Annotated in this window: 21 protein-coding genes; 12 read left to right on the top strand and 9 right to left on the bottom strand. The window is 52.2% G+C overall.

All coding sequences use genetic code 11. From position 1 onward, the window contains the following. The first annotated feature begins 16 nt into the window (after positions 1–16). Positions 17–664 (top strand): hypothetical protein, encoded by a 648-nt coding sequence (locus tag ACIGCM_RS10955; protein WP_397502091.1) that lies wholly within the window; start codon positions 17–19, stop codon positions 662–664. A 186-nt stretch (positions 665–850) separates the two neighbouring features. Here the strand turns inward: ACIGCM_RS10955 and ACIGCM_RS10950 are convergent, their stop codons facing one another. The 4 genes from ACIGCM_RS10950 to ACIGCM_RS10935 form a co-directional block, all read right to left on the bottom strand. Then, on the bottom strand, positions 851–1618 hold the full coding sequence (locus tag ACIGCM_RS10950; RefSeq protein ID WP_397502090.1) for an SDR family oxidoreductase: 768 nt from the start codon (positions 1616–1618) through the stop codon (positions 851–853). A 25-nt stretch (positions 1619–1643) separates the two neighbouring features. Further along, positions 1644–2711, bottom strand: a complete 1068-nt coding sequence (locus ACIGCM_RS10945; protein WP_397502089.1) for a phosphotransferase family protein — start codon at positions 2709–2711, stop codon at positions 1644–1646. A 321-nt stretch (positions 2712–3032) separates the two neighbouring features. Continuing rightward, the gene (locus ACIGCM_RS10940) at positions 3033–3344 is read right to left on the bottom strand and encodes an SCP2 sterol-binding domain-containing protein (protein WP_339488174.1); all 312 of its coding nucleotides are present in this window, start codon (positions 3342–3344) and stop codon (positions 3033–3035) included. Positions 3345–3400: 56 nt separating this feature from the next. After that, positions 3401–4111, bottom strand: a complete 711-nt coding sequence (locus ACIGCM_RS10935) for a histidine phosphatase family protein (protein WP_397502088.1) — start codon at positions 4109–4111, stop codon at positions 3401–3403. 371 nt (positions 4112–4482) lie between these two features. On the opposite strand from ACIGCM_RS10935, the gene sohB reads away from it, so the two are divergent. Both sohB and ACIGCM_RS10925 read left to right on the top strand, forming a co-directional pair. Then, entirely contained in the window at positions 4483–5502 is a 1020-nt protein-coding gene (gene sohB, locus ACIGCM_RS10930) for a protease SohB (protein ID WP_397502087.1), read from the top strand. 110 nt (positions 5503–5612) lie between these two features. After that, a complete protein-coding gene (locus ACIGCM_RS10925; protein WP_397502086.1) occupies positions 5613–6605 on the top strand; it encodes a YhdH/YhfP family quinone oxidoreductase in 993 nt (330 codons plus the stop codon). Between the two features lie 56 nt (positions 6606–6661). On the opposite strand, the gene ACIGCM_RS10920 is transcribed toward ACIGCM_RS10925, so the two are convergent. Continuing rightward, positions 6662–7666 carry a DUF2860 family protein gene (locus tag ACIGCM_RS10920; RefSeq protein WP_397502085.1) on the bottom strand — a complete coding sequence of 335 codons (1005 nt, stop codon included), beginning with the start codon at positions 7664–7666 and terminating at the stop codon, positions 6662–6664. A gap of 521 nt (positions 7667–8187) precedes the next feature. Further along, the gene (locus tag ACIGCM_RS10915; RefSeq protein ID WP_397502084.1) at positions 8188–9234 is read right to left on the bottom strand and encodes an AraC family transcriptional regulator; all 1047 of its coding nucleotides are present in this window, start codon (positions 9232–9234) and stop codon (positions 8188–8190) included. 231 nt (positions 9235–9465) lie between these two features. Between ACIGCM_RS10915 and ACIGCM_RS10910 the strand changes: the two genes are divergently transcribed. Beyond that, a complete protein-coding gene (locus ACIGCM_RS10910) occupies positions 9466–11769 on the top strand; it encodes a tetratricopeptide repeat protein (protein ID WP_397502083.1) in 2304 nt (767 codons plus the stop codon). Positions 11770–11790: 21 nt separating this feature from the next. Here the strand turns inward: ACIGCM_RS10910 and ACIGCM_RS10905 are convergent, their stop codons facing one another. Then, positions 11791–12228 carry a group II truncated hemoglobin gene (locus tag ACIGCM_RS10905; protein WP_397502082.1) on the bottom strand — a complete coding sequence of 146 codons (438 nt, stop codon included), beginning with the start codon at positions 12226–12228 and terminating at the stop codon, positions 11791–11793. 135 nt (positions 12229–12363) lie between these two features. On the opposite strand from ACIGCM_RS10905, the gene ACIGCM_RS10900 reads away from it, so the two are divergent. Continuing rightward, positions 12364–12546, top strand: coding sequence for a PLDc N-terminal domain-containing protein (locus tag ACIGCM_RS10900; RefSeq protein ID WP_339488181.1), 183 nt, complete (start codon positions 12364–12366; stop codon positions 12544–12546). Here ACIGCM_RS10900 and ACIGCM_RS10895 read toward each other — a convergent pair. Together ACIGCM_RS10895 and ACIGCM_RS10890 are read right to left on the bottom strand one after the other, a co-directional pair. Further along, on the bottom strand, positions 12541–13038 hold the full coding sequence (locus tag ACIGCM_RS10895; RefSeq protein ID WP_397502714.1) for a methylated-DNA--[protein]-cysteine S-methyltransferase: 498 nt from the start codon (positions 13036–13038) through the stop codon (positions 12541–12543). The genes ACIGCM_RS10900 and ACIGCM_RS10895 overlap by 6 nt on opposite strands. Before the next feature lie 2 nt (positions 13039–13040). Then, on the bottom strand, positions 13041–13928 hold the full coding sequence (locus ACIGCM_RS10890; protein WP_397502081.1) for a DNA-3-methyladenine glycosylase family protein: 888 nt from the start codon (positions 13926–13928) through the stop codon (positions 13041–13043). Positions 13929–14157: 229 nt separating this feature from the next. On the opposite strand from ACIGCM_RS10890, the gene speE reads away from it, so the two are divergent. From speE to ACIGCM_RS10855, 7 genes are all read left to right on the top strand, one after another. Next, a complete protein-coding gene (speE, locus tag ACIGCM_RS10885; protein WP_397502080.1) occupies positions 14158–15027 on the top strand; it encodes a polyamine aminopropyltransferase in 870 nt (289 codons plus the stop codon). A gap of 341 nt (positions 15028–15368) precedes the next feature. Further along, positions 15369–17447 carry an LTA synthase family protein gene (locus tag ACIGCM_RS10880; RefSeq protein WP_397502079.1) on the top strand — a complete coding sequence of 693 codons (2079 nt, stop codon included), beginning with the start codon at positions 15369–15371 and terminating at the stop codon, positions 17445–17447. A 265-nt stretch (positions 17448–17712) separates the two neighbouring features. Further along, positions 17713–20103: an alpha/beta hydrolase fold domain-containing protein gene (locus tag ACIGCM_RS10875; RefSeq protein ID WP_397502078.1), complete on the top strand. Its 2391-nt coding sequence runs from the start codon at positions 17713–17715 to the stop codon at positions 20101–20103. After that, on the top strand, positions 20103–20870 hold the full coding sequence (locus ACIGCM_RS10870; protein WP_397502077.1) for an SDR family oxidoreductase: 768 nt from the start codon (positions 20103–20105) through the stop codon (positions 20868–20870). Before ACIGCM_RS10875 ends, ACIGCM_RS10870 begins: the two co-directional genes overlap by 1 nt. 334 nt (positions 20871–21204) lie before the next feature. Then, the gene (locus ACIGCM_RS10865; protein ID WP_087516541.1) at positions 21205–21552 is read left to right on the top strand and encodes a ribonuclease E inhibitor RraB; all 348 of its coding nucleotides are present in this window, start codon (positions 21205–21207) and stop codon (positions 21550–21552) included. Between the two features lie 131 nt (positions 21553–21683). Next, positions 21684–22418, top strand: a complete 735-nt coding sequence (locus tag ACIGCM_RS10860) for a type 1 glutamine amidotransferase (protein ID WP_397502076.1) — start codon at positions 21684–21686, stop codon at positions 22416–22418. A gap of 217 nt (positions 22419–22635) precedes the next feature. Further along, positions 22636–24045, top strand: coding sequence for a circularly permuted type 2 ATP-grasp protein (locus ACIGCM_RS10855; protein WP_397502075.1), 1410 nt, complete (start codon positions 22636–22638; stop codon positions 24043–24045).

Below are 24045 nucleotides of genomic sequence, written 5' to 3'. Positions count from 1 at the left end.
ATAAGGGATGTGCTTGATGCAATACGATGGCTTGGCGTGGGCAACAGCGCTGTTGGCGGTATTAGCGGTGCTGGTAGCAGCGCGTATTTTGTTTGGCGGCAACTGGTTACTTGGCTGGCTGCGTGGCACCTGTGGCTTGATTTTTTTAGGCTTGGCTGCGCTTATCGGGTTGGTCGCCTACGACCTTTACAGCTATTCGCCCTTGCCTGAAAACGGCCCGTTGGCCACGCTGAGTTTTAAAGCCGATGGCGATCGCTATCAGGTTCAAATCACTGAAGGCGAGGCCAGGCACAAGGTGATCATTCAGGGTGATTTGTGGCAGTTGGACGCGCGTTTGCTGCGCTGGAAAGGCATCGCTGATCTGATTGGTCTCAAGCCGGGCTATCGCTTGCAAAAGCTTACCGGGCGGTTCTTGGCAATTGAGCAGCAGTCTATGTCGCAACACGCGCAGGCTGAGCTTGCGCAAAGCCCGTATGGTATTGATCTGTGGCGCTGGCTGCGCTTGGGTAAACACGACTTGCTGATGTTTGAGCCGCAGGCACTGCGCGTGACCTATCTGCCTGTCGCCGACAACGCCCAGTATGCCGTTACCCTGACGCCGACCGGGCTGCTTGCAGAACCCACCAATGAGGCGGCCCGCCAGGCACTTAAAGACTGGAAGTGATGCTCCGTGTAAGGAATAGTTGGCAAGGTTTGCGCCGTTCGTAATGGCTTGGTTTTTGGTAAGGCGGATGACGTGTGTTCATTCGTCTTTAGGCTTCACATCTGCGGAGTCAAATTTGCAGGACCCTCGCGCAATGGTGGCTGGATGCTTTTCAGCCACCATTGCGCTGCGAATAGCCGCCTGACTTTACGAAAGGAAGCCGCCGTCGACGTTCAGGGCAACACCTGTGGTGTAGCTGGATGCGTCACTGGCAAGGTAGAGCACAGTGCCAGCCATTTCGCTTGGGTCGGCTACACGCTTGAGTGGAATACGTTGCAGTGCAATGTTGAGGATGGCGTCGTTCTTGGTCAGTGCCGAAGCGAATTTGGTGTCGGTCAGGCCCGGTAGCAGTGCATTGCAACGGATACCGAATTGAGCGCATTCCTTGGCAAAGACCTTGGTCATGCTGATGACCGCAGCTTTGGTCACGGAGTAGATGCCCTGAAACTCGCCTGGTGAAACACCGTTAATTGACGCAACGTTGATAATGCTGCCGCCGCCGTTTTGCTTCATCAGTTTGCCGCCTTCGATCGACATGAAGTAATAACCACGAATATTGACGTCGACGGTCTTTTGGAAGGCGGACAGGTCCGTGTCAAGCACGTTGCAGAACTGTGGGTTGGTGGCGGCGTTATTGACCAGAATATCCAGGCGACCAAACTGTTCACGAATCTGCGCGAACACACTTTGGATTTGCTCCATCTCACCAATGTGGCAGGCAATCGCAGTGGCTTTTCCGCCCTCAGCGATTATTGCATCGGCAACGGCTTGGCAGCCATCAATCTTGCGGCTGGAAACAATAACGTGAGCGCCTTGCTGGGCCAGGAGCTTGGCAATGGCTTCACCAATGCCTCGGCTGGCACCAGAAACGAATGCGATCTTGCCGTCGAGGTCGAACAGTTGCGTCTTGGACATGAAGTTCTCCTGAAAAGGGGTCAGCTTAAAGTTGTGATTTATTGATGACCTGCAGGCTCATTTGCTCCAGCAATTTGTTCATGTGAATGAACTGTGCAAAGCGCTTGTCCTGAGTCTGTCCGTGGTAAAAACGGTAGTAAATTTGTTGGACAATGCCCGCCAAACGGAACAAGCCGTAGGTGTAATAGAAGTCAATGCTGTCGATTTTGATACCGGCGCGCTCGGCGTAGTAATCGGCAAACTCCTGGCGCGTCAGCATCCCCGGAGCATTGCTCGGTTGGCGACGCATCAGTTGCATGGGGGCTGAGTCTTTAGCTTCAATCCAGTAGGCCAGGGTGTTGCCAAGATCCATCAGCGGATCGCCAATGGTGGTCAGTTCCCAGTCAAGCACGCCAATGATTTGCATTGGGTTGTTTGGGTCGAGGATGACGTTATCGAAGCGATAATCATTGTGCACAATGGCCGGCTTATGGTGGTCTGCTGGCATCTTATCGCGCAGCCAAGCCTTAACCGGCTCCCAGAGTGGGGCGTCAGGTGTTAAGGCTTTCTCATAGCGATCTGACCAACCGCTGGTCTGGCGCTGAACATAACCCTCTGGTTTGCCCAGATCACCTAGGCCGCATGCCTTATAGTCAACGTTGTGTAGATCGACCATTTTGTCGATGAAACTCATGCACAACTGACGGGTTTTTTCAGCATCGAGATTAAGCTCGGCCGGAATGTCTGAGCGCAAAATAATGCCGTTGACCCGTTCCATAACGTAGAACTCTGCGCCAATCACCGTTTCATCGGTGCAGTGCACGTAGGCTTTTGGGCAGTATGGGAAGCCGTCATTAAGCTGGTTGAGAATGCGGAACTCACGGCCCATATCGTGGGCTGACTTGGCCTTGTGACCGTGGGGTGGACGGCGCAACACAAACTCTTTGTCGGGGTATTCAAGCAAGTACGTCAGGTTCGAGGCTCCGCCCGGAAACTGGCTGATTTGTGGCGTGCCGTTCAGGCCTGGAATATGTGCCTTGAGGTAGCTGTCTATGGTCGCCGCATCAAGTTCTTCGCCTTCACGAATACGGGTGGACTGATCAGTAACCGCCATGTTTATCCCTTTTACTTATGATTAGGGTCCGAGATTATTGACTAATCTAATGCCGAGTTTGCGCGCCTACAAGCAATTCGCGTCGTTATAGATGGGGTTGTTTCTGCTTAATCAAGGTGCCTGATTTTTGCGTCCAATGGTGCTTGTTGATGTGACCCCAATACTGGGCCTTTCGCTGCTGCTCTCTGTGCGTATTGGGGGTTGTTGGTTGAAAAAAAACCGGAGCCTGGGCTCCGGTTTTAAGGGTGTCTGCATAACTGTCTTGATGACTAATACTGTGCCAGGCACTGGGCGTAGGCCAAAACAATCATCAAGCGGTTATTAAACTGGGAACAGTTCGCCCAGTTTCATTGCCAGCATCATGTCGCCTTCGGCGCGCAGCTTGCCAGCCATAAAGGCCTGCATGCCGTCGGTTTCGCCGCTGGTGATGCCTTTCAGGGTTTCGGTGTCCATGATCAGGGTCACGTTGGCGTCAGCGCTTTCGCCTTGGTGAACAGCACAAGTACCGTCTTTAACGACCAGGTAGTGGTTTTCGCCATCTTCGATGTTGAACTGGAAGACCAGGTCCAGGCCAGCTGCGGCACCGGCGTTGAACTTGGAATTCATGGTTTGGACAATGTCTGCAACGCTCATGGTGTGTTCCTTTATTTTCAAGTTTTTATTGCGCCTAGGGCGCATGAATCCAGATCTCACCGATAGGTGATGAGTTCTGGGGTCCTCTCCAGCATTAAATGCACATTGCTGTTGAAGGAAGCCAGGCTCACTTGTTTACCGCGAAATCTCAGGCAACTAAGTGAGCTGTTAACAATTTGCCAGTTCAGCTCAAAGGCTTTATCTGGGCGTATTCCGGTGATCAGGTGGAGCAGGGCGGTTATTGTTCCGCCTGAGGTAAACACCGCAATACTTTCTTTGTCGTGGGCGCTATCGAGTAAACGGTTGAGCCCTTGCTCAACTTGAGCGACAAAGCCAGTCCAGCTTTGCAGCTCAGGTTTGTCATATTCGCCGCTAATCCAACGACCGATCAGCTTGGCAAACAAACGTTGAAATTCGCTGCGTTGCTGTTTGGCGTTGCGTAGGACCTCCAGCGCTTGGGGTTCTTCCGGCAAAATGTCGGGAAGCAGGGCACGGATAACCGCGTCTGCGTCAAACTCATTAAAGGCTGGGTCAATCTGCAAATGCGGAGCCGCATCGCCCGCTTTACTTAACTCAGCCATAGCCGAGTTAGCCGTATGTTGTTGACGTCGTAGGTTGCCGCTAATGCAGCGATCAAGGCTGACGCCTTGCGCGGCTAAGTGTGCGCCTACGATTTCAGCCTGACGGATTCCGATTGGCGACAACACGTCGTAATCATCGGTGCCAAAAGAGGCTTGACCATGTCGAATCAGGTAAATTTTGCCCACGTGCGCTGGTATCCAGGTACGTTGAAGTTTAGCGAGGGTATGAGCTTCACAGGGATACTGTCAACGAAAAAACATACGCTTGTTTGAATCTCTATGTTGCACCGCTTTGCTCGCCGCGAAATTACTGGGCATGGCGCTATACCATAACCCTTTGACTGTAATAGCTGATGGCATACGCCTGGCCTAGCACTTGAGCTCTGCTGTATGGGTTGGCATTAGTCGCTGTGATCTGGATGGAGGGAATAAACCCTGTTGCTAGGCGTTATCGAGGGAGATCGGTATGCTTGATCAATCTACAACTAGGGTGCTTATGAGGGTTTTTCATGGGTGCACTATGCAGTGTGGTTTTGAATATATTTTGAGGGGATGACGTGGATTTTCTTGCCGATTACGCAGGGTTCTTAGCCAAAACTGTCACCTTGGTGGTGGCAATTCTGGTGGTATTGGTCGCCATAGGTGCGGCGCGCAGCAAAGGCCGACGTGCGCCAGGGCATTTGCAGATCAAAAAGCTCAATGACTTCTACAAACAACTGCGTCATGGGCTAGAAGAGGCCGTTTTAACCAAGGACCAACTCAAACAACTGCATAAGGCGGAGGCCAAGACCGCCAAGCAGGAAAAAAAATCACCTTCGACAAAGTCCCGGGTCTTCGTGCTGGATTTCGATGGCGATATCAAGGCTTCGGCAACCGACAATTTGCGCCACGAAATAACCGCGCTGTTGAGTCTTGCGACACCACAGGATGAAGTCGTTGTGCGCCTGGAAAGCGGTGGCGGTATGGTTCACAGCTATGGTTTGGCATCCTCTCAGTTGGTGCGGATTCGTGATGCGGGTGTGCCATTGACCATTTGCATCGACAAAGTGGCCGCCAGCGGTGGTTACATGATGGCGTGCATAGGCGAGAAAATAATATCTGCGCCCTTTGCGATTCTCGGCTCTATTGGCGTGGTTGCTCAGTTACCCAATGTGCACCGCTTGCTGAAGAAACATGAAATTGATTTTGAAGTCCTGACTGCCGGTGAATACAAGCGCACGTTGACTGTGTTTGGTGAAAATACCGATAAGGGCCGCGAGAAGTTTCAGCATGACTTGGAAACCACTCATGAGCTGTTCAAGGGCTTTGTCTCGCGGTATCGGCCGCAGCTCGATATTGATGCAATCGCCACGGGTGAAGTCTGGTTAGGCATGGCTGCTCAAGAGAAGCGTTTGGTTGATGAGTTGAAAACCAGTGATGAATACTTGGCCAATCGTGCTAAACAAGCGGACCTGTTTCATTTGCATTTTTCCCAGAAAAAAAGCCTGCAAGAACGTGTTGGAATTGGTGCAAGCGTGGCGCTCGATCGCTTTGTATTGAATTGGTTGAGCCGTCTCACTCAACAACGTTTCTGGTAATCCGCGCTACCGCTTTGTTTACAAAAGCCTGTAGTTCTGGCGCCGTTCGGACCCGATTGTGAAAAGCAGTTGTTACTACGCTGACCATCTAAAAACTTTGGAGAATTGCGATGAGTACATTTAGTGCATTGGTTGCACGCCAGAACGCTGAAGGGAAATTCGAGCAAGTGGTCGTTCAGCGCTACATGGACGATTTGCCGGCGGGTGAGTTGTTAATCCGGGTTAAGTACTCTTCGGTCAACTTCAAAGATGCCTTGTCAGCCAGTGGTAGCAAAGCCGTAACCAAGCATTTTCCGCATACCCCAGGCATTGATGCCGCAGGCATTGTTGAACGCTCAAGTGTTAGTGGTTTCAGGGACGGAGATGAAGTGATCGTCACTGGCTATGACCTCGGCATGAATACTTCCGGCGGCTTGGCTCAATACATTCGCATCCCCGCAGCCTGGGCGATTAAACGCCCTGAAGGCCTGACCTTGCGTGAATCGATGGTCTTGGGCACTGCTGGCCTGACGGCTGCGCTGTGCATTGATAAGTTACAGTCGGCAGGCGTGATGCCTGAGTCTGGCCCGATTCTGGTCACAGGTGCGACTGGCGGCGTTGGTACTGTTGCTGTGTCATTGCTGACTAAGCTGGGTTACAGCGTTACAGCCTCAACGGGCAAGGCCTGGCAGAGTGACTTCCTTAAAGCCTTGGGTGCGAGCGAAGTGGTGCTGCGCAGCGATTTACAGCAAGGTACTGAGCGGCCGATGCTCAAGGAGCAATGGGGCGGTGCAGTCGATACGGTTGGCGGTGCCATATTGTGTAACGTGGTCAAATCGTTGCGCTATGGCGCGAGCGTCGCGGCGTGTGGTTTAACCGCAGGTGTCGATATGGCAGGCACTGTGCTGCCGTTTATTCTGCGCGGGGTTAACTTGCTGGGGGTTGACTCAGTTGAGCTGCCGTTGTCGGTAAAAGCCGCAGCTTGGCACAAGCTGGCAAATGAGTGGAAGCTCGATACGCTGGATTCTTTGGTGACTGAAATTAGCCTTGAGCAAGCGCCTGAGGCGTTGGCCAAATTGCTCGAAGGGCAGATGGTTGGCAGGGTAGTTGTTGCTTTAAGTTGATCGGGTTGTACCGGGCAAGGGCTCAACACCGCTTGCCCGGTACAGTTTTGTACGCCTTAGAAGTTGTAGAGCATACCCAAGCTTAAGCTCTTGATGCTGGTGTCATAGAAGTCGACGTTGCTGTCTTCTTCGCCGTAGTTGGCCACGACACGGGCACGCCAGTTTTTCAGGCCGAACGGCTCTTTGTAGGTGGCCGCAAGCGAGATACCCATGCGGTCCAGATCAGTTTTTTTATCGTAGATCGGGTTGTCGTCATCGCTTTCCAGATGGCCCGCCGTCAAGTTGGTCACCAACTCCCAACGATCAAAACCGGTGTACGCGTAGTTCAACTCCAGCTGATAACCGTCCATGGCCATGGCATCGCCATCGAGGTCACGGTTGATGTAGCTCAGGGTCGGGATCACGATGTGATCAGTGCCGATACCCCAGACATAACGCACATCGACTTTGTTTTCGTCGCCTTCACGGTCCAGCAAGTCACGCTGAGCGGGCGTCAGGCCCAATGCCTCACCGCTATTTTCGTCGTCGATGTCTATTTTGCGGTGGGTGAGGGTCACATCAAAGTCGGATTGAAAAATGTGCTCCCAAGCCACCCGTGCGCCGCTGCTGGTGCGGTCGGTTTCTTTGCGCTTGCCGTTGACCAAATAGGGGTCTTCCCAGACTTCAACCGGGGTCGAGGCCAAAAAGCTGGCGCTGAGGTTGCCCATCTGGCCAATGCCTTGGCGAACGCCGAGGGCAAGCGTGCCGTCTTGGGTCAGGAAGTCTTCAAGTTCAGTACCGCCGAAAAACTCGGTGCGGCTGCCTTGCAGTTTATAAGATAGGCCAAACGCCGGAAGGATTTTGCTAAAGCTCTTGCTGTCGGGCGAGCTGTTTAAAGAATCAATATGGCTGTCGCTGACATCAGTGCCGCCCAAGGTCGCAACCGTATTACTTTCCATGCGGTTAGTGCTGGCACCAAGATAGACATAACCACTAAAACCATCCTTCTTAGGTATACGGTCGAAGGCTTGCGCAGAACAAGCGACCGCCAAACCCAGCGTGGTAAGGATAACTCTACGCATGTATTACTCCTGTAAATGCAATTGGGCATAAGAAATCATTGGGTACTGAAAACAGCCAAGGGGTTGCGTCCCTTATAGCTTTGTTTAACGCGCGAGCATTAAGGTCTGTATTTTTACCCGTATTAGCGTGATGGGCGACGTCGTCGTGATGAACACAGCAACTGCATGAATAATATGCACAATCGTGCGCTTGTCGAGCGTTGTGCCGAGATTAAAGACAAATAGTCACAATAAAACCGACCGTTAACTTGGGTCTCAACTGCCTACGGATTAATCTGCGTTATCTGATTAGGTTGTTTAAAGCCGAGGGCGACACATTGGTCGCATGCAATTAGGGATCCTCTGAAAAAGGTAGCGAGCGACGGGAGTACAAGGCAAAAAGATGCGAAAAAGCGCAGTTTAGTTGTCCTAAATGAGCATTTTGAGCAGATTTTTAACGCCGTAATACCTAGCGCAGTAGTTTTTCAGAGGTTCCTTAGGTTCGCTGATAGAAACTGGCTAAAGCTTGGACTGTGGTTCAGTCAGTGCTGGCGTTTTGATGTTGCTCGAAGGCGTGGCGTTAATCGTTGTTGAGTATTTTGTTTTTTCCATTCGCGTGGGCTTACTCCAGTCCACCGCTGAAAGGCGCGTGAAAAAGCACTGAGTTCAGAATAACCCAAGAGTTCGGCAAGCTGGGTCAGGCTTGTCGATGAGTCACGCAGGTAGCGGGTCGCCAAAGACTGGCGGGTCTGATCGAGCAGGTTCTGAAAGGACGTGCCTTCCTCCGCTAAGTAGCGTTGTAAGGTCCGTGTGCTGAGCATCATATAATCAGCGATCTGCTCAATAGTGACGCGACCATTGGGCAAAAAATTACGCAACAGTTGCTGCACATAACTGGGCAGTTCATTAATTTGCAGTTCATCGAGATTGTCGAGGTGCGCCTGCAAAAGCTTATGCAACTCTTCATCGGCAGAGCTTAAGGGGATGTCGAGTAACTTGGCATCAAATAACCAGGCGTTGTAGGGGCTGTTGAACTGGGGCGTAACATCCCAGGCACGTCGGTAGTTGTTCGAACTTGCAAGTGCGGCATGCTGTAATAACACCCCCTGGGGTTGCCAACGCGCGCCGAGCAAGGTTCGCATTAGCTGCGCACCAACAGAAATTGCCAGTTCAGCCGCCTGAGGCAAGCCTACGAGGTTTTGATCTTCAGTGTGGTAGCACAACAAGATGTGGTTACCTTGAACCTCAATCCGTACCTCGGCGGCCCCCATGTGCAGGTGGAAATAATTACCGAGGTCATGTAAGGCATCGCCTACAGTGCGAGCGTTACGGATGAGGTAAATTAGGGGGCCAAATACACTGATGCCTTGATGCAGGCCGTAGTGCAAACCAAATAAAGGGTCATTGCATTTCAAGGCGCTGATGTTGAGTAAATTGACGAACTTACGGTACGAAATCATCGTTTCCTGACTGTTTAACATATCGCTTGGCAATTTTGCCTCAGCCAGTAACTCAACCGGGTTGAGCCCTTTGCTAAGGGCAAACGCGTGATAACCGGACAGCGAGGAAGCACGGGCAAAGTCGGTCATAGTCGGGCCATTTATTGGTATGGGTCAGGAAGGTAAATTTTGAAGATGGCACTGATAGTCGCATCATGTCGTAAATTGTCAAGTTACCAATTGTTTTACATTTTCATGGCCTTGGCAGGTCTTTTGCCATTGGGTAACGCTTGCAAAGACCATCAAGTGACTATTCAATCAGCGGTCTGACGCACAGATAATTACCTGGTTTAGCCTCCGGTTCATAATAAGGATCATCTTTTGCTTTACGTCCGTGCTTTGTTCATTGGTTTTCTGTTGGTTGTGCTGGGAAATACACCCTTGCTCGCAGATCAAACGCTAACGCCAGGGGTGGCAAAACAGGCCGAAGGCTATGCGCCAGAAGGCACTTGCGATGCTTGCCACACCCAGCAAGTCAAAGATTGGAAAGACTCTGATCATGCATGGGCGATGCGTAAGGCAACAGCTGAATATGTACTGGGTAACTTTAATAACGCGACATTCAAAGATGGCGATGTCCAGGCGCGTTTTTTTAAGCGTGACAACAAGTACTTCGTCAATATTGAGGGCGAGGACGGCAAGCTCAAAGACTTTCAGATTGCCTACACCTTTGGACATGATCCGCTGCAACAATACCTGATCGAGTTAGATCGCGGCCGCTTGCAAAGCCTTACTATCGCTTGGGATTCCCGCACCAAGGCTGCAGGTGGACAGCGTTGGTTTTCATTGTATCCGGGGCAAAAATTCACCCCCAATGATGCCTTGCATTGGACCGGGCGCTACCAGAATTGGAATGCCATGTGTGCAGACTGCCACTCGAGTAATCTGCAAAAAAACTACGATGACAAAACCGACTCATTCGCCACGACTTGGCATGAGCAGAATGTCGGTTGTCAAAGCTGCCATGGTCCAGGTCAGGCCCATGTCGATTGGGCAAGCAAGGCTAAACAACAATCGCCGACTGAGCAGGATTACAACTCGGTCGCCGACATCGGCTTGCCAGTGGATTTCAAAAAACTGGGCAGCCATGGGCTTGTTGAGCAATGTGCGCGTTGCCACAGCCGTCGACAAGGCCTTGGCGTAGGTCCGCAGCCGGGTAAGCCACTGCTAGACGCGATGCTGCCATCAACTTTGCGTCCGGACCTTTATCACGCTGATGGCCAGATTGACGGCGAGGTCTATGTCTATGGCTCATTCACTCAAAGTAAAATGTTTGCGGCAGGTGTGACCTGCACTGATTGTCACAACCCGCATAGTAATAAGGTCAAGATTGAAGGCAATGGCCTATGCCTGCAGTGCCACACGCAAACCCCGCCTAAACGGTTTCCAAGTCTGCAAGCGAAAAACTACGATAGCCCAGAACACCACCATCACCCTGTGGGCTCGGCCGGGGCGCAGTGCGTCAATTGCCATATGCCGACCAAGACATATATGGTTGTTGATCCGCGCCGGGACCACAGCCTGCGTATTCCGCGTCCTGACTTAGATGAAATAACCGGCAGCCCTGACGCCTGCACGGCATGCCATACCGATCAAAAGCCGAAGTGGGCCGCCGAGGCCATCAAGGGCTGGTTTGGTGAGCCCGGATTGCCTACGCACTCCGGTGAAGCGTTTCAGAGTGTACGGCAAGGCCATCCTGACTCAATCAGTCAACTGGCGGGCATTATTGGTGATTTGGGCAAGACTGAAATTGTTCGTGCAACTGCAGCGGAGCAACTTGCAAACATGGGTGCACCTGCGGTCTCAGCCCTTGAGCCTGCGCTAAAAGATGACAGCGCCTGGGTGCGCGCAAGTGCAGCGTCTGGCTTTGTGGGAATGAGCCCGGTCGATCGCGTCAAGCACCTGCTGCCGCTTATGGATGACCCGCACCTAGCGGTTAGAGATGAGGCTGTTCGTGCGCTGGCCGGCATCCCGTCTATCGCCATGCCGAAGGAGCGTCGTGATGACTACAAAGCAGCCTTGCAAGATTATGAAAAGCGCTTGCGCGCCAACGCCGACTTGCCCGGCAATCGGCTTAACCTTGCGGTTCTTATGGAGCGCCAAGGGCGTGTACTCGAAGCGCTTGAGCAGTACCGCGAAGCTTTGAAGCTTGACCCGTACTTCTCACCTGCACGGGTTAATTTGGTCACTCTGGCAAACAATAACTTGCGCCAGGATGAAGCCATCAAAACCTTGCGCGAAGGCTTGGACTTGCCGGATATGCCCAAGGGCGATCACGGCAATTTAGCCTATATGTTTGCATTGTTGCTGGTTGAAGCCGGGCAGCAGGAGGAGGCTTTAAAGTGGATGAATGTTGCCGCGCTGGAACTGCCTGATAATCCACGAATCCTGTATAACCAAGGGCTGCTCAATATGCAGCTCAAACACCCGGAGCAGGCGGTAAAAGCCCTTGAGGCCAGCATTGCGCTAAATCCCAATGACCCAGATGTGCTCTATGCATTGCTGTTTTTGAATGCAACTTCAGGCAATCGTGAAAAGGCGGCTCAATACTATCAGCGCATGCAACAGGTTGCGCCGAATGACCCACGTTTGCAGCAGTTGCAGCAGCAGGGTGGTCCTCGCTAATGGTGTTCAGGCCTGGCGTGCTTAGCGCCAGGTCTGTTGCGCGGCGCGGCGATTACTGCTGGCCTGGACCACGCGTTGTGCAGGTATGCGCAGTTGACGTAGCAGGTATTCGGCAAAGGACGCCGAATAGTTTTGCCGGGCGATTGCCAGCGTCATGCAGTGCAGCCAAGCTTCGCTGTGGGCTTGGTCGATGGGCCACTGTGCATGAAAGACCGGGATCGAGATTGAACCGTATTTTTCGCTATACAGTCTGGGGCCACCTAGCCAGCCACTGAGAAAGCATGCCAGTTTGTCTCGTGCCATATCCAGGCTGGCGGGGTGCATGGCGCGTATATCCCGCGCAACCGGTTCGGTGTCGAGCAGCATGTAAAAGTCATCGACAAGTTGGCGAATGCCATTAATTGCGCCTGCCGCTTGGTAGGAAGCATCAGCATTGCCATACACTTCAGTTGTTGTCATGGCTCTACCTCAATATTCAAAGTCTACTTTGGTCACGAAGCACAAATCATAGTTTTATCCGCAATCAGTGGGGGCGGGTTTATTTTAAATTGCGGTCTATGCTCAGAGAGTTAACCCAAATTAAGGATAAAACACATGCTCTCTAACATTGTCGCACTGATAATTTTGGCATTGGATATCTGGGCAATCATCAGTATCGTCAAGAGCAATGCAGAAACCGGCAAGAAAATATTGTGGGTCATTCTGGTGCTGCTGCTGCCAGTGATTGGCTTGATTATCTGGGCGCTTATGGGGCCGCGCGGCAACGTCAAACTATAAAGATAATCGAGTTTGCTCAGGGAATGACGCACCTTCCAGCGTGAGTAGCTGAGCTTTACGATGCAGGCCCCCAGCATAGCCTGTGAGGCTACCGTCGCGGCCAATGACTCGGTGGCAAGGAATGATCACCGAGATTGGGTTTGCACCATTGGCCGTGCCGACAGCACGGACTGCTTTAGGCTTGCCCAATTGTTCGGCGAGCCGGCTGTAATAACTGGTTTGGCCATAAGGAATTTTTTGCAGGGCTTTCCATACGCTTTGCTGAAACGCGGTTCCTTGGGGTGCCAGTGGCAGTTCAAAGACCTGGCGGCGTCCGGCAAAGTATTCATCGAGTTGCCGGCAAACATTATCGAACTGCTTGCCTGCAAGTTGCCAATCTTCGGCTATGTGCCACGAATGCCGCTCTGTATCCATTAGCAACTGCTGCAAGCCGCCGATGTCGCCACTGAGGAAAATGCGGCCGATAGGGGTTTCGTGATAACGATAAAACACGCTCATACCTCTGAATAGTTTTGCCATAAATGCGCTGCCGCATAGGCGCGCCAAGGACGCCAGCTTTCAGCAAGGGCATGTAGCTGTTTGGCATTGATTCCTTGGGCTCCCCAGACCGGGGCTTTAAGTAGCCCCAAGTCGCTTGCCGGAAAGGCATCGGGCTCGCCAAATGCACGCAATGCAATGTACTCGGCCGTCCAGGGGCCGATACCGGGAAGCGCGCAGAGGGTTTCAACGAGTGAGAGATAACCCTGCTGCATGTTAAGTTGCAATTCACCGTTGGCGATTTGCCCAGCGAAATATTGCAGGGTTTGCACGCGTTTACCAGGCATGCCGATACCTTCAAGGTTCGCTTCGGCGATCGCCTGCGGTTGTGGAAATAGACGCTCAATGCCCTCAGGGTTTGTACCCGCCAAAGGCTCGCCTAAGCGGCTGACTAATCGACCTGTCACTGTCACGGCAGCTTTAACCGTGACCTGCTGGCCTACAATGGCGCGTACCGCTTGCTCAAACGGATCAAATGCAGTGGGCAGGCGCAGGCCAGGATTACCTTTGACCAGATCAGCGACATGTGGGTCCGCGCTAAAATGTTTCGCTATCGCCAGTGGGTCTGCGTCCAGATCAAACATTTTACGAACACGCGGGATCAATTGATCCAGGCAGCCACGTGCAGACTCACTGACGCTGAGCTTGAGCGCATTTTGCTCAGTCTGCGGCTCAACCTTAAACCAGCCAGCATACGCGCCCAGCTGGAAGCTGCGCGTGTAGCTATTGTCACTCAGGTGCTCAACACCGAGCAGTTTGCGCAATGCAAAATGCGCATGAAACTGTTGCCAATGCCACGGCGCATTGTAAGCCAGTAAAACCGTTGTGACGTTTGAGGTATCCATCGCTCGACAATAACCCTGCCCAGGTATTTTGTCAGCCTTATACCGAATAGAGGTTCGACCTGTCATAGGGCGCAACGTAGAATAGCGGCCTGAGTTTATTTGGCCGCCTTAATGGCCATTCATTGCGCGGGCTTAATCGTCTGGCGCGACACCTGATTTCGACGTTTTTTTTTGACATTCGCCTTGCTGCGCGTGTCAGACATGTTCTGAATTTGCTAGGAGCACGCCCATGACTGATTACCAAGAAACCCTCTACCCAGGCTACGGCCAACGCTTCGCCATGGATAAACTGTTGCATGAAGTTCGCACCGAGCATCAGCACTTGGTGATCTTTGAGAACGCCCGTATGGGTAGAGTGATGGCATTGGATGGGGTCATTCAAACCACCGAAGCGGATGAGTTTATCTACCATGAGATGCTCACCCATGTTCCGATTCTCGCCCATGGCCTGGCCAAGCGTGTACTGATCATCGGGGGTGGTGATGGTGGGATGCTGCGTGAAGTGTGCAAGCACGATACGGTTGAACATATCACCATGGTCGAGATTGACGGCACTGTAGTGGACATGTGTAAAGAGTTTTTGCCCAATCACTCAGGTGGCGCCTATGAAGATTCACGGCTGAATCTGGTCATCGATGACGGCATGCGGTTTGTCGCAACCACTGAAGAGAAGTTTGATGTAATCATCTCTGACTCAACCGACCCGATTGGTCCGGGCGAGGTGCTGTTTTCTGACAACTTCTACCAAGCTTGCCGGCGTTGTTTAAATGATGGCGGTATCTTGGTGACCCAAAACGGCACGCCATTTATGCAACTCTCTGAAGTGCAAACAACCGCAGGGCGGATGAATGGGCTGTTCAGCGACTGGCATTTTTACATGGCCGCAGTGCCCACCTACATCGGTGGCAGCATGACCTTCGCTTGGGGCAGTACTGACCCCGCCTATCGAAAAGTCTCGCTGGAAACCCTGTGCGCTCGTTTCACTGGTAGCGGCATCGTCACCCGTTATTACAACCCGGCGATTCACATTGGCGCATTTGCGTTGCCGCAGTATGTATTGCAAGCGATCAATAAACCGAGCAATGACTGTATCGAGTAATTGTTAAGCTGTTTAAAAGGGCCGGCTCAGGCCCTTTTTTGTACTTGCCCGTTGCGCGGAAACAAATTGTGCCAGTGCGAGGATTAGAAAAATTAACTAAACGACAGAATTTTCACACTTTAAGCCGTCGGGTTGATTTATTCTCATCATCGCTTTGCCGCATGGCCTTGCACGCCCCAGAACATCTCGAGACAGTCAGTGTCTACCTGTGTTGAATCCATTCACGCATTCTGTTGTGCGCTTTGGCGTCGCGTTTAAAGGCGCCTGTTGCGGTGTGTATTACATATAAACTGACGTGCTGACTTCAGCGATAAATGATTGCCTAACGGATCCGGAATTACATGGCTACCAACGTTAACAAGACTGAGTCACCTGCTGCGGCAAGGTTCAGGCCAACGATTAAAAGCCACTTGGCTTTTACAGCACTTAGCGCTGCTGCGCTGTTAATCATTTACGCATTATTGCGTGTGGCGTTGCTGGTTTATAACCGCGAATTGATTGACGATGCGCCCGTCTCGAATTTTATCGAAGCGTTCTACAACGGTTTTCGTTTTGACTTGCGCTTGGTGGTGTATGCCTGCGCACCGTTGTTGTTGTCGTTGCTCAGTGTCAAGGCGATGACTGCCCGTGGTTTTCATTGCGCCTGGTTGACCTTCTTCGCCAGCGTCACATTGTTCCTTGGGATTACCGAGCTGGATTTCTACCGGGAGTTTCATCAGCGCTTGAATAGCCTGGTTTTCCAATACTTCCAAGAAGACACCAAGACCGTCATGAGCATGATCTGGAATGGTTTTCCAGTGGCGCGTTATTTGATTGCTTGGGCCATAGCAACCTGGTTATTGGCCAAGTTGTTTAAAGCATTGGACGTGCTGAGCCGACCAAAAGCCTCGGCCAATACGTCGACAAAAGCCCCGGCTTGGTATCTGCGTGGGTCGGTGTTCGTGGTGTGCTTGCTGGTTGCGGTTATCGCTGCGCGCGGCCATTTGCGTCAAGGCCCGCCTTTGCGTTGGGGTGATGCTTACACCACCGACTCAATGTTTGCTAACCAACTGGGCCTCAATGGCACCCTGACCTTGACCTCAGCGGCCATGGCGAGCTTTTCTTCGCACCGTGACAATGCATGGAAATCAACCATGCCAGACGAGGAGGCCTTGGCAGCCGTGCGCAAAATGCTGCTCACGCCACATGACAAGTTAGTGGATGCTGACACCGCTGCCATTCGCCGTGATTTCACCCCGCCTGCCGACAATACCTTGCCGGTGAAAAACGTGGTGGTCATTCTGATGGAAAGCTTCGCCGGGCATTATGTCGGTGCGCTGGGAGGTCGCAGCAATATCACCCCGTATTTCGACAAATTGGCCGAAGAAGGCCTGCTGTTTGATCGTTTCTTCTCCAACGGCACTCACACCCACCAGGGTATGTTTGCGACCATGGCCTGCTTCCCGAACTTGCCAAGCTTTGAATACTTGATGCGTACGCCAGAAGGCGCGCACCAATTCTCGGGCTTGCCGCAGTTGCTCAGTGCCCGGGGTTACAACGACCTGTATGTCTATAACGGTAACTTTCAGTGGGACAACCAATCGGGTTTCTTCAGTAACCAGGGCATGACCAACTTTATTGGCCGTGAAGACTTTGTAGACCCGGTCTACATGGATAAAACTTGGGGTGTGTCTGACCAAGACATGTTTGACCGTGGTGCAGCAGAGCTGGACAAAAACTTTGCCGGTAAAGACAAACCCTTCTATGCCTTGCTGCAAACCTTATCCAACCATACGCCCTATGCGCTGCCTGAAAACTTGCCGGTTGAACCTGTCACCGGTCACGGCTCCACCGATCAACACCTGACAGCCATGCGTTATTCGGATTGGGCCTTGGGTCAGTTTTTCGAGAAAGCCAAGAAGTCCAAATACTACAAAGACACCTTGTTTGTTATCGTAGGTGACCATGGTTTTGGCAGTGACGAACAGCTAACCGAGATGGATCTATTCCGCTTCAACGTGCCGCTACTCTTGATTGCGCCGGGTATCCAAGAGAAATTCGGCAAGGTCAATCATCACGTTGGTACTCAGATTGATATCGTGCCCACCATCATGGGCCGTCTTGGCGGTGAAGTGCGTCATCAGTGTTGGGGCAGGGATCTGCTCAATCTGCCAGAAGGAGATGAGGGCATGGGTGTTATTAAGCCATCTGGCGGGGAGCAAACAGTTGCAATCGTGACCCCTGAGCGAATTTTGATTCAGCCGAAAGGTTTTGAACCACGCCTCTACGAGTACCAGCTAGGGGCTAAGCCAAGTGCAACACGTTTGCATACGGATATCGACCCTCTGCTGCAAAAGGACCTGGAAGCTTTTATACAAACCGCGACCAAGAGCCTGCTGGATAACAGTGCCGGGGTGAAGGACAGCCTCAACCAAAAATAAACCACAACCCGCACTGTTAACGACCTTAAAAAAACGCACGAATAAGTGCGTTTTTTTATGCCTGCCTGAAGTTGGATCTGGAGCCGGTTATACCCGGCTGTAAGAACAGTTATGCAAATTTTCGGCTGACTAATGCGGCATATCTGTCATTTTGCAGGACGATATTTCTGCATGTTCCCACTCGACCAATCGGCTATGTCATAACGCTGGGAGGAAATGGAAAGCAGTTCTGCACTGCTCATGTCAGCACACTGGGCCTATAACAATGCATAAGAAAGCCGAAACATGCGCGAATGTGCGCATCCTCATTATTGGAAGTGGTTTTGCCGGGCTGGGCCTCGCCATACAGCTGCAAAAGGCAGGCATTGATGACTTTCTAATACTGGAGAAGGCAGAGGAGGTGGGTGGCACCTGGCGTGATAATAGTTACCCTGGCGCCGCCTGTGATGTGCCATCGCATTTGTATTCTTTCTCTTTTGAACCCAAGCTGGACTGGACCCGTAAGTTCGCCCCGCAAGCAGAAATCCGCAGCTACATTGAGCACTGTGCGGATAAATATCAGCTCGGTCGGCACATCCGCTTTAACAGTGAGGTGGCGAGTGCTGTGTATGATGCCGAGCAGTCCCAATGGCAGGTTTCCTTACGCAGTGGTGAGCAATTCATTGCGCACATACTCGTCAGTGCCTGCGGGCAGCTCAACCAACCCGCTTATCCCTCGATACCGGGTCATGACAGCTTTACGGGCGTAACTTTCCACTCGGCGCGCTGGCGCCATGATATCGACCTGAGTGGTAAGCGGGTCGCGGTTGTCGGCACGGGCGCATCGGCTATTCAATTTGTGCCGCAAATTCAGCCGGATGTAGCTCATCTGACCCTGTTCCAGCGCTCAGCGGCCTATGTGATCCCTAAGCCTGACCGTGCCTACCGGCCGTGGGAATTGGCAATCATGCGCCGTTTCAGCTGGCTGCAGAAAGTTGATCGGGGCCTTAAATATATTCAGCATGAGTCACGTGCACTGGCGTTTGTATCATTTCCAGTGCTGCTTAAAGGCATGCGCTTAAGCTTTGAACGTACCCTGGCGCGAGGTATTAGCGACCCTGGGTTGCGCCGCCAGCTGATGCCTGATTACCCAATGGGCTGTAAGCGAATCTTGATCAGTAACGATTATTACCCGGCGCTGAGCAAAACCAATGTCAGTGTGGTCAGTGCGGGTATCAAAGCGATCAGCAGCGATGCAGTGATCACCGATGATGGTGTTGCTCATCCCTGCGATGTCCTTATATACGGTACCGGATTTGCGGCTACTGACTTCTTGTCACCGATGAAAATTACAGGACTGCAAGGCCGGGATCTGAATCAATCATGGCGCGAGGGGGCAGAGGCCTACAAAGGCATTAGCGTCAGTGGTTTTCCTAACCTGTTCCTGCTGTATGGGCCCAATACCAACTTGGGCCATAACTCGATTATTTACATGCTCGAGAGCCAGTTCCGCTATGTACTCGGCTGCATAGATGCGCTGGAGCGCTCAAGCTTGAAGGCCCTGGATGTTAAGCCGCTGGTGCAACGCCAGTTCAATGCCAGGGTGCAAAGCGCAATCCACCGCACAGTGTGGGATCAAGGGTGCACCAGTTGGTACCAGACAGCCTCAGGCAAGAACACCAATAACTGGCCGGGTTACACCTTTAACTATCGGCGAATGACTCGAGCCCCGGACCTGCAGGACTATGAAACCATGCCTACACATTTCACGCCTCCGGCTGAAGCTCAACCGCTTGCGCGCGCACTGTTGCGCGGGCTGCTCTGCCTGGTCTTTCGCGGTTTAGTCCGGCCGCCAGTGCCGATCGCGATTCAGCGTGGGCTGGTTACTGCCTTGACCGTGCCACATTTGGTTAAAACGCTTGGCACTCGCCGTAAAAGCACTTTAGCGGGTCGCACATGTGAGTGGTATATGCCTGCTGAACCGAGTGATAGCATCATTATGTATTTGCACGGCGGTGCCTATCTGATTGGGGGCGCGCACACACATCGAGCTATTTGCAAAACACTGATGAGCAAGGCCCAGGTTCAGCTTTGTGCGCTTAATTACCGCTTGGCTCCTGAGTCGGTGTTTCCTGCAGCGCGAGACGATGCAGTAGCCGCTTATCAAGGCTTGTTGGAACAAGGTTTTGACCCCCAAAAAATCATTATTGCTGGCGACTCAGCTGGCGGCAATCTGACCCTGGCTACGGTGCTGCATTTACGTAAATTGGGTCTGGCACTGCCTAAAGCCATGGTCTGCTTGTCACCCTTGACCGACTTCAGCCTTGAGCGTCTGCATACACCAGAATCGGGCGACCCCATGCTCTCTAAAGCCTGGCTGGAGCAATCCCGAAAACTCTATCTACCTGAGGCTGTATCCGCGACAAGCCCGGATGTATCGCCTGTCTATGCTGATCTGAGCGGGTTACCACCTGTGCTGATTCAGGTCGCAGAGCAAGAGTTACTGCTTAATGACAGTTTGCGTCTTGAACAGCGGCTTAAAGCTGCCGGTGTTGATGTTCGCCTAGAGCTTTATCCAGGTGTCTGGCACGTATTTCAGGCCCATGCGGGGCTACTCAAATCATCTGATTATGCACTTGCACGTATTGTCAGCTTTATCAGCGAACAAGGACTTTAATGAACAATAATAATATTTTGATCACGGGCGCTGCTTCTGGCATTGGCGCAGCAACTGCTCGCTTATTTCATTCGCGAGGCTGGCAGGTGGGGCTGCTGGATATTAACAGCGAGGCCTTGGCCCGCTTGTCCGCGGAATTGGGTGGTTGTTGGTATCAGCAACTTGATGTGACCGATATTGATCAGGTGCGGCCTGCCTTGGCTGCGTTTTGCGCCCTGCATAATGGTCAACTGCGTTTACTCTTCAACTGCGCGGGTATTTTGCGGTTTGGCTATTTCGAAGAAATTGAACAGGCTGAACACCTGCGCATCATGCAGATAAATGTAATGGGCGTCTGCAATATGACCCACGCTGCATTTAGCTATCTCAAAGCCACCCACAATGCGCAAGTTATCAATATGGGCTCGGCATCCGGGCTCTATGGCGTCCCAGAAATGGCAACCTATTCGGCCTCAAAATTTGCGATTCGCGGGTTCACCGAGGCGCTGGATCTGGAGTGGGAGCGTCACGGGATTAGGGTCGCAGATCTGATGCCGCCTTTTGTTAATACTCCAATGGTCAGCAGTCAGCAGCATGCGCCCGCCACGTTGTCACGCTTAGGGGTGAACTTGGAGGCCGCTGAAATAGCCAACGCCGTATGGCAGCAGGTTGATAGCCATGCTGTACACCGGCCCATAAGCCTACAATTTAAGTTGATGTATTGGGCGGGCCAGATCTCACCGGCATGGATGTCACGCCTGAGCATGCGCTTGTTGAGTCGCAAGTAGCGGACTGGAAGCGGCTTGAATGCTTGGCGTGTCGTCATGGTTTTGTCACACGCTGTAAGCAAAGCATGCATAATTTTTTCTACAGCGCTATTCTGCAACAGACGCTTGCGAATAAATCACTTTGAGAGGCGTGTAACAAAGGAGGGACATCGCGTTCTAAAAAGCAGCGTCTTAAAGGTTTGGATCCACTCCAAACCTACGACTCATCAGTCAGGACCTAGTTTGCACTTTGTTGATACTCGGGCGACACGCTAATAGGTGTCGCGACACCGCTGAGGTTCAAGCGGTTGCAATGGAAGAGCAGCATCCAACCATCGCCTGAGGAGATCGTATCATGAGCATAGTCATGCAAGATGATGTCAGCAGCAACGTCCTAAAGCGCATGAAAGAGGGTGGTTTCGATTTCGCGCGCTTTCATCCCATTGAGTTCTACGCCATTTTTCCCGACGAGGAACGGGCCCGAATGGCGGCCACAAACTTTCGTGGTGAATCCCTTAATGCGCAGGTCACACCCCGTGAAGATGGTGTCTGGCACTTACAGGTCAGCAAAGTAATGTTCGCGACCTATTACGGCATCGGTGATTTTGAGCAGGACCTGGGCTCAGTCGTGCATCCGCTGGGTGGCAAGCTTGAAGGTTGGGGCGTCACTCAGGAGCGCAAGGATTTATTGCCCGTTGATTGACGCTGCTATCTAACGACCAAGCAGTACACGTCGGCTAACAGAGGTTGGCCGACGTTTAGATCAGCCTTCTTTTCCAAATACCTATCGACCTCAAACCGGTTATTGCGCGAGACTGGCGCAAAGGAGGGTGTATGGCCGACATTCTGATTATTACCCATATCGACTACTGCACACCGGGGCATTTGGCAAAGGTGCTTGATGACGCGCAACTCACTTTTATCGAGTTACGTGCCGACCTTAATGAACTTGATGGTTACGACCTGGACCGTCCTAAAGCCGTTGCGATTATGGGTGGCCCCATGAGCGTTAACGACCCCTTACCTTGGCTGCAGACAGAAATCAGTGCGATCCGGCACTTTATCAAGCGCGATATCCCGCTGCTGGGCCATTGTCTGGGAGGCCAGTTATTGGCTAAGGCATTGGGTGCGCGAATCAGCAAAATGACCTATACCGAAAGTGGTTGGCAAGCCATGGATATTGTTGCGGGAGCAGAGCAGAGTCCCTGGCTCGCACACCTTCCTGAGCGGTTTGATATTTTTCAGTGGCACGGGGATACCTTTGCTTTGCCTGATGGTGCCGAGCCGTTGCTGAGTAATCAATGGTGTCAAAATCAAGCATTCGCATGGGGCGATAAGGTATTGGCATTGCAGGGGCACCCTGAAATGACCGAAGCGTTAGTCAGTCAATGGTTGCGTGACTGGTCGCATTTACTGGATGTCAGCCAGCCAAGTCAGCAGTCACTTGAGTTCATGTTGGATGGGCTCAATCACAAGGTTGCCGCACTGAACCAAGTGGCAGAAGGCTTTTATCGTCACTGGTTGAATAAGGCATCAGGCCTTGATGTTCAGCTAAACGGTTTGAATTAACTGCTTCAGCGTTGTCTATATTTAAATGGTAGGGCAGATAAAAAACCAAAAGGAGAATGCTTCGCCTTGGCGCAGGAACCGCTGAGGCATTTAATACGTCGCACTGTTTCGGTGCCTGATATTTTTGCTTAATAATTAAGTGTTTGATTTTTAATAAAAATATCAGCTGGCTCGGGCTTTGCAGTGCTATGGAACATTGGGTGACAAGGAGTTAGGCATGGCCCACACCTTTTATGACGAAATGTACTTAGCGAATGGCGAGTGCCGTTCTCATTATCGGGAATTTACCCGTTGGTTGGCAGAAACGCCCAGCGATGTACTGGCACAGCGTCGACGCGAAGCTGACTTGCTGTTTCACCGTGCAGGCATCACCTTTACGCTCTATGGTGACGATCAAGGCACTGAGCGATTAATTCCCTTCGACATTATTCCCCGCAGTATTCCAGCCAGTGAATGGCGCATCGTTGAGCGTGGTTGCATCCAGCGTGTGCAAGCGCTGAACATGTTTCTTGCCGATATCTATCACGACCAGCGCATTCTTAAAGCTGGCATTGTCCCACCTGAACAAGTGCTGGCGAACGAAGGCTATCAGTTGGCGATGCAAGGATTGGATCTGCACCGCAATATCTACTCACACATCTCCGGCGTTGACTTAGTGCGCGACGGTGATGGCAGTTACTACGTGCTTGAGGACAACTTACGCACGCCAAGCGGTGTGAGCTATATGCTCGAAGACCGCAAAATGATGATGCGCCTGTTCCCTGAGCTGTTTGCCGCTCAGCGCGTCGCACCCATCAATCACTACCCGAACATGTTGCTCGATACCCTCAAGTCTTCCAGCCCGATGGAAAATCCAACGGTGGTGGTGCTGACGCCCGGGCGCTTTAACAGTGCTTATTTTGAGCATGCATTTTTGGCCCGCGAGATGGGCGTTGAGTTGGTCGAAGGGGCCGACTTATTTGTACGCGATGACAAGGTGTATATGCGCACCACAGCAGGTGCGAAACCGGTAGATGTGATTTACCGCCGTCTCGATGACGCCTTCCTTGACCCCCTGGCTTTTAACCCCGACTCGATGCTGGGTGTGCCAGGGCTGCTCGCAAGCTATCGTTCGGGTAATGTGGTGCTGGCAAATGCCGTGGGCACAGGCGTTGCGGACGACAAGTCGATTTACCCTTATGTCGATGAAATGATCCGTTTCTATTTGTCAGAAGAACCGATTCTGAAGAATGTGCCGACCTGGCAGTGCCGCAAGCCCAAGGATTTGTCACACGTATTGGCCAATCTGCCTGACCTGGTGGTTAAGGAGACACAAGGCTCTGGCGGCTACGGCATGTTAGTCGGGCCTGCTTCAACCAAGGCGCAGATCGAAGAGTTCCGCGCCCGCTTGATAGCCCGGCCAGAGGCCTATATTGCTCAGCCGACTTTGTCGCTGTCGACCTGCCCAACCTTTGTCGAGAGTGGTATCGCACCGCGCCACATCGACTTGCGTCCGTTTGTATTGTCGGGCCGGGAAACGCGGCTGGTGCCCGGCGGACTGACCCGTGTTGCCTTGCGTGAAGGTTCACTTGTGGTGAACTCGTCACAAGGCGGCGGAACCAAAGACACATGGATAGTGGGGGACTAA

Origin of the sequence: Pseudomonas sp. NPDC078700 (assembly GCF_044542375.1) — a bacterium.
In the GTDB taxonomy this organism is placed as follows: domain Bacteria; phylum Pseudomonadota; class Gammaproteobacteria; order Pseudomonadales; family Pseudomonadaceae; genus Aquipseudomonas.
This window is presented reverse-complemented; position numbering and strand designations above follow the sequence as displayed.